The following is a 5,161-nucleotide window of genomic DNA, read 5'->3' as shown; positions in this document are numbered from 1 at the left end:
CTCACCTATGATTATAATGGGTGAGAATAGTTCCCAATCTAAGCTCACTTATGGCTTCCCAGGACCACCCTGAAAAAGACCTACGGCGCTACGTCAAGAAGAACGTCTCGACGATCCATATCAACGCGCGTTTGACGCTCACGCAGCGCAAACTGGTCAACGCTCTGCTCTACAACGCCTATGAGGGGCTGCTCTCAGACGACACGCATTCGATTTCCATCCCGCTGCTCAGCGAGATGATCGGTTTTGACAGCCGCAACCAGGCGCATCTTCGTAAGGCGCTGAAGGGGCTGACGGAAACCAGCGTTGAGTGGGATATCCTCGAGGATGACGGCACCAGCGTCTGGGAAGTCTCAAGCCTGCTTTCCTCAGCGCGTATTCGTAAAGGGGTCTGCTCCTACCGCTATGATCGAGGTCTGGCGGAAAAGCTCCGGCACCCGGACATCTACTCGAAGATTAACCTCAGCGTCGTGCGCGAACTTCGCAGCTCGCATGCGCTGATGCTCTACGAAAATTGCTACCGCTACATCGACATCGGACACACCGCTTGGTGGGATTTGGACGTATTTCGCAAGCTCATGGCGGTGGACGAGTTAGCCAGCTATCGCGAATACAAGGTTCTCAAGCGTGACCTCGTCACTCCGGCGATGAATGAGGTAAACAAACTCTCAAACATCCAGTTGGAGTTGGAGACGCGCCGCAAAGGACGTAGCGTTGTCGGGCTACGGTTCCTCGTTACGCCAAACAAGCAGCTCTCGCTGATCGGACTCGAAAAACAAGACGAAATCATTACGAGCAAGGCATATTGCGCGCTGCGCGAGGAAGGGATATCCAAGATCCTCGCCCGTGCCTGGGTGGTTGAGCACGGGGAGGATTATATCTTCGAAAAGCTGGATCTTGCCCGTGACCAGTCGTCCAGCGGGAAGATCAAGTCGTCCAAGGCTGGTTTCCTGAAGTCGGCTATTGAGGACGATTATCACAACGAAAAGGCGCAAAAGCAAAAGCAGCTCTCAGCGGCCCAGGCGAAAAAAGAAGAGCGCGAACAGATGCAAGGGCAGCTTCAGGCGCTCAAGCGCGCTCAGAGAGACGCAGAGAGCGGCTATCGCCACGCCTGCGTGGATCAGGTCGAGAAGGCCTTTGCGGCGCTCTCAGAGGCGGAGCAAAAGGCAGTGACGGCTGACTTTCGTCAAGGCCTTGGAAGTCATATCTATGTGGATGCCTTCAAGAAGGGTGGATGGAAGGACCGTCTCAACTTCCCGGATATAAAAACATTCTGGCATAGGCGCGGTATTGACCTCCCCTCCCCTTCTGACTGGGCACAAAAAAACGGCTTCAATGAGCCGGGTTCGCTGAAAATGGAAATCGAAATGCTTGAGAAGGCAATCGAAGAAATCGGTTAAACCAAAAACCTTTGTTCAACCGGATCACTTGATAGTATCGGGTTCATTTCGCAAAAGTTTCTTAGGATAGGCGGACTTGGGAAAAAGGCCCGTCTTTTGCAATGACGTGCCTGGCTGGGGGGAAAACAAGACCGAGACCGGACCGGACCGAGCATCCGGCCATGCATTTCATCAAGTTTTGCACGAGCTGGCATGAGAAACGTGGCAAACCATGGGGCGTGATATCGGGAACTTACTTCTGGCTTTGCAGAAGGCTCTCAAGGCCTTCCCACAAGGTCAGGCCACGAGATCGACAATAGGCCCGAAATTCATCAGTGACCCTCTTTGGTCCCGGGATCGATACCTTGTCCTGTGGCTCCTTGCGTTTTGGTCCAGGTTTAAGGCGCGTCGTGGGCTCCCTGCTGACAAAGCCAAGCTCGGAGCCTGCCTGTATAGCCTTCTCAATATTCTTTGTTTCAATCTTAGGCTTCGGCTTGGCCGGTGCAGTTGTCGTGGGAAGCTCGATACCGCTACCAAATCCGTACTTGGTCATGCTGCCCCCTCTTTCGTGAGGGTATAAATGACAGCCTGGGAATAGTCGCGGGCATTGTCGATCGCGCTGGTAACCTGCTTTAGGGCCTTGTCGGTCACGGATGCCGTCTTGGCTGCGTGTTCGGCCGTGACGATATCAGGCAGCTCAGCCAACAGGACCCCGTCTCGGAAAATGCGCGTATAAGGCGCCCGCTTGGCGATGCGCACGGGCAAGGTCGGGATGGCGTTGATTTCCATCTCTTGTCGGACATCGCGTTCATCGGTGGTCTGGAAGGCTGCGTTGGTTCGGGTGAAGAGCAAAGTGTAGTTGATCGGCGTGCGGATCATGTTCGATGTGGTTTGCACAAGTCGGACTGCGGCGGCAGCCTGCCGTGCCTCCATTGGGGACCCGTCGAGCGGAATGATGCACAAATCAGTGCGAGACAAAGCAAATGTGACTATCTGGTCCTTCGACCCTTCCAGATCGATGATCAGGTAATCGGCTTCACCGGCAAGGCCGTCGATAAGCTCGACAGTCTCTTCGGCTTGAGGCCGGGCATGGACTGCAAATGGCACACCGCGCCCTTCGCTATTTCGTGCTTCGGTCCAGGCCAGGATGTTGGCGTTGGGATCCAAGTCTAGAATCGCAACGCGACCACCCGCCAGAGCGATCTGTTCGGCCAAGAGCATAGCAGAGGTGGTTTTCCCTGATCCGCCCTTCGAGTTGGCGAAAGTGATGACATACATATCGCTATAATACGAAAGCTATCATTAAAGTCAACATTAGTTATAACCTTAACGTTAACGTTCTTGCTACCATTAACGTTAACATTAACTCTAATGTTAACGTTAATTTTCACTATCAACAGGGGATCATAACACAGGCCGAGAACAGCTCGTGGCTTTGGCGCCGTTGTGTCTTGCTCGTGGAGGGCTGAAGCTCAGGTTGCCAGTGCGATACCCACGGCCCAGATGGCATAGGAGGTTGCGAAGGACAAACGGTACAAGCACCTCAGCAGCCAGAATCTTGGGTCTTGGACTGATTCGGGTCGAGCATGACCGGCGCTGGCTGGACGCTGGCGCCTCTTGCCCTCGCAAGACCAGGCATGTCCATAATGCCCGGTCTGCAAGCACCGCTATGTAAGCACCGCTATGTAACTGTGCCACACTATGTAACTTATTTCCTTTTGTATAAGAAAGGTTGTTGACTGATGATCTCGTGACAGCAGACTGTAAGCTGAATAAAAAAGTACAACCCAGAAGGGCGCTTTGACTTGACAGCGCTCTTACAAGCTGGGTCAGGAGGGAACTTGGCATGAGCAGTAAATACACTCTACTACAAGGAACGCAAGGAACGGTCGTGTGCGCCATGAGTGTGCTTCTGGCGACATCAAGTCTCGCCAATGGATATTTGGAAAATCGCTCCTGGCAGTTCCAGACATCGGCAGACAAGGCAAACAAAGCCTTCGTTCTCGACATTATCGAAAAGAAACAAGGCGGATTTTACGACGGCTTCAACGTCACCAACACCAACAACATTACGAACAATATTGGCATGCAGGTAAATTGCAACAATACCGGCAACACCGCCAATACCACCGGCAACATTACTGATAACGGCCAAGCTGGGCCGAATACGTCTTCAAGTGGAAATCCAAATATTGCGTCCGATAGCATAGCGAACAGTGACACCACAACAGCTGAGACTGATGGCTTCGGGGAGGGGTCAACGGCTGGCAATGAGGCTGTTAACGAAGCTGGATCGCAAACCACCTTTGGTGGAACTACCAATCAAGCCGGATCACAAACCAATTCAGGGGCAATTGATTCCTCTGCGAATAACAACACTATTGATAATGGTTTAGGCGACGTGACAAACGGTGAGACCAACCAGGCCCTCAACAACGAGCAAAGCAACTCTGGCGTTCTGACTGCTGGCGGTGGTACGGCATGCAATTTCGATGGGTCCAACGTGACAGGGACAGGCCCGTCATCCGGCAGCAGCCCACTGAATTGATAATAAAAAAAACGAGGCAGTTCGAATGACAAGATACTCAAGGGCCTTTGCCGCAATCGCGTTATCAGCGACGGTGTCAGGCTGTGCCGTTATTCCCGAGGATATGCGCCGTGAGACCCTTAACGAAGGGGATGTGCCAGTGGTCATGTCCTCGAAGCCAACACCCAACAATACCCCGCTCACGGCCAAGTTGATCTGTTACGGAGAGCGTCTGGAACGCGCCGATAAAGGTCATATTGGAATTGGTGTCGGCAATATACGAGATTACACCGGCAAACAGAGTGATCTCGAAGGATTCGTCGTGACACAAGGCGGCGCCTTGATGGCGTATACCGCGCTTGGTCACCTGGTGCCCGGCATCACATTGCACGAGCGGTTTGATACGCAGGTCGCGGATGCAGAACTTCAGTACATCGCCAATCGCCAGCTGGGCGATGGAAGGATGCATGAAACGGTGAACGAGCAAAGCGGGCAGCGCGACCAAGTTCCTTGGAAACCCTACTACGGCGGCAGTGTGCTGCAGTCCGATTACTATATCGTCGGCGGCATTACCGAAGTGAACTACAACATCCAGTCGGGTGGTGGAGAGATCGGTGTCAACAATGTTGGTGGCAAAGGTCGGATTTTCACGATGAATGTCGGTATTGATATGCGCATCGTCGGGAGCCAGACCCTCAAGGTCTATGACACGGTTTCGGTCCAGAAGCAGATCTCGGGATACGAAGTCGGGCTTGATGTCTTCCGGTTCTTTAACAGCGATCTATGGGACGTGAACGCTGGCAGCAAAAACCAGGAGCCGCTTCAGCTGGGCGTGCGTATGGCGATCGAGAGCGCATTGCTCGACATTGTCCCGTCCGTCACGAAGGTGGAGGCGGCCGGGTGCGAACCGGCGGTTCCGCTGGTCGAAGCCGATGAATATGCGGGGGGGAAAGCGGGATGAGAGAATCTGGAGCGGACAGCATGCCCAGAGCGTCAAAGCCCTCCATTGTACGTTCTGGGGGAGTGGCAGCGATCGAAAAGCGATCATATACGGCCAGTGACCGGCCTTATGAAGGCAACACAAACAGTTCAGAACTTGCTGAAAACTTTACTTGTCTAGTGGTTTATGTTACCAAATTAGGGTTTGATGTCCATGCTCGACTAGGAAGTCGACACTTGATCCATAAAAGATCATCCACGCAGCTCGCGCGTGATTCAGGAAAAGGAGAAGCCGCTGGGCGGTAAACTTAAGATA

Annotated in this window: 5 protein-coding genes; 3 read left to right on the top strand and 2 right to left on the bottom strand. The window is 53.2% G+C overall.

The genetic code is table 11. From position 1 onward, the window contains the following. The first annotated feature begins 50 nt into the window (after positions 1-50). Complete coding sequence (locus tag ACESMW_RS18420) at positions 51-1,400, top strand: replication initiation protein (protein WP_372988423.1); 1,350 nt, start codon at positions 51-53, stop codon at positions 1,398-1,400. A 232-nt stretch (positions 1,401-1,632) separates the two neighbouring features. On the opposite strand, the gene ACESMW_RS18415 is transcribed toward ACESMW_RS18420, so the two are convergent. Both ACESMW_RS18415 and ACESMW_RS18410 read right to left on the bottom strand, forming a co-directional pair. Continuing rightward, positions 1,633-1,932: a hypothetical protein gene (locus tag ACESMW_RS18415; RefSeq protein ID WP_372988422.1), complete on the bottom strand. Its 300-nt coding sequence runs from the start codon at positions 1,930-1,932 to the stop codon at positions 1,633-1,635. Then, positions 1,929-2,657: an AAA family ATPase gene (locus ACESMW_RS18410; protein WP_372988421.1), complete on the bottom strand. Its 729-nt coding sequence runs from the start codon at positions 2,655-2,657 to the stop codon at positions 1,929-1,931. The genes ACESMW_RS18415 and ACESMW_RS18410 overlap by 4 nt, the downstream gene beginning before the upstream one ends. 568 nt (positions 2,658-3,225) lie before the next feature. Here ACESMW_RS18410 and ACESMW_RS18405 point away from each other — a divergent pair. Then, positions 3,226-3,927: a hypothetical protein gene (locus ACESMW_RS18405; RefSeq protein WP_372988420.1), complete on the top strand. Its 702-nt coding sequence runs from the start codon at positions 3,226-3,228 to the stop codon at positions 3,925-3,927. A gap of 25 nt (positions 3,928-3,952) precedes the next feature. Beyond that, complete coding sequence (locus ACESMW_RS18400; protein WP_372988419.1) at positions 3,953-4,867, top strand: CsgG/HfaB family protein; 915 nt, start codon at positions 3,953-3,955, stop codon at positions 4,865-4,867. Positions 4,868-5,161: the final 294 nt, after the last annotated feature.

Source organism: Marinobacter sp., assembly GCF_041690455.1.
Lineage (GTDB): Bacteria > Pseudomonadota > Gammaproteobacteria > Pseudomonadales > Oleiphilaceae > Marinobacter.
The sequence above is the reverse complement of the archived record's forward strand: the minus strand, read 5'-3'. Positions and strand labels throughout refer to the sequence as shown.

What these genes read in the sequence shown, in the direction of transcription:
- ACESMW_RS18420 (WP_372988423.1), top strand. Translation starts at nt 51, where the DNA reads ATGGCTTCCCAGGACCACCCTGAAAAAGACCTACGGCGCTACGTCAAG.
- ACESMW_RS18415 (WP_372988422.1), bottom strand. Translation starts at nt 1,932, where the DNA reads ATGACCAAGTACGGATTTGGTAGCGGTATCGAGCTTCCCACGACAACT.
- ACESMW_RS18410 (WP_372988421.1), bottom strand. Translation starts at nt 2,657, where the DNA reads ATGTATGTCATCACTTTCGCCAACTCGAAGGGCGGATCAGGGAAAACC.
- ACESMW_RS18405 (WP_372988420.1), top strand. Translation starts at nt 3,226, where the DNA reads ATGAGCAGTAAATACACTCTACTACAAGGAACGCAAGGAACGGTCGTG.
- ACESMW_RS18400 (WP_372988419.1), top strand. Translation starts at nt 3,953, where the DNA reads ATGACAAGATACTCAAGGGCCTTTGCCGCAATCGCGTTATCAGCGACG.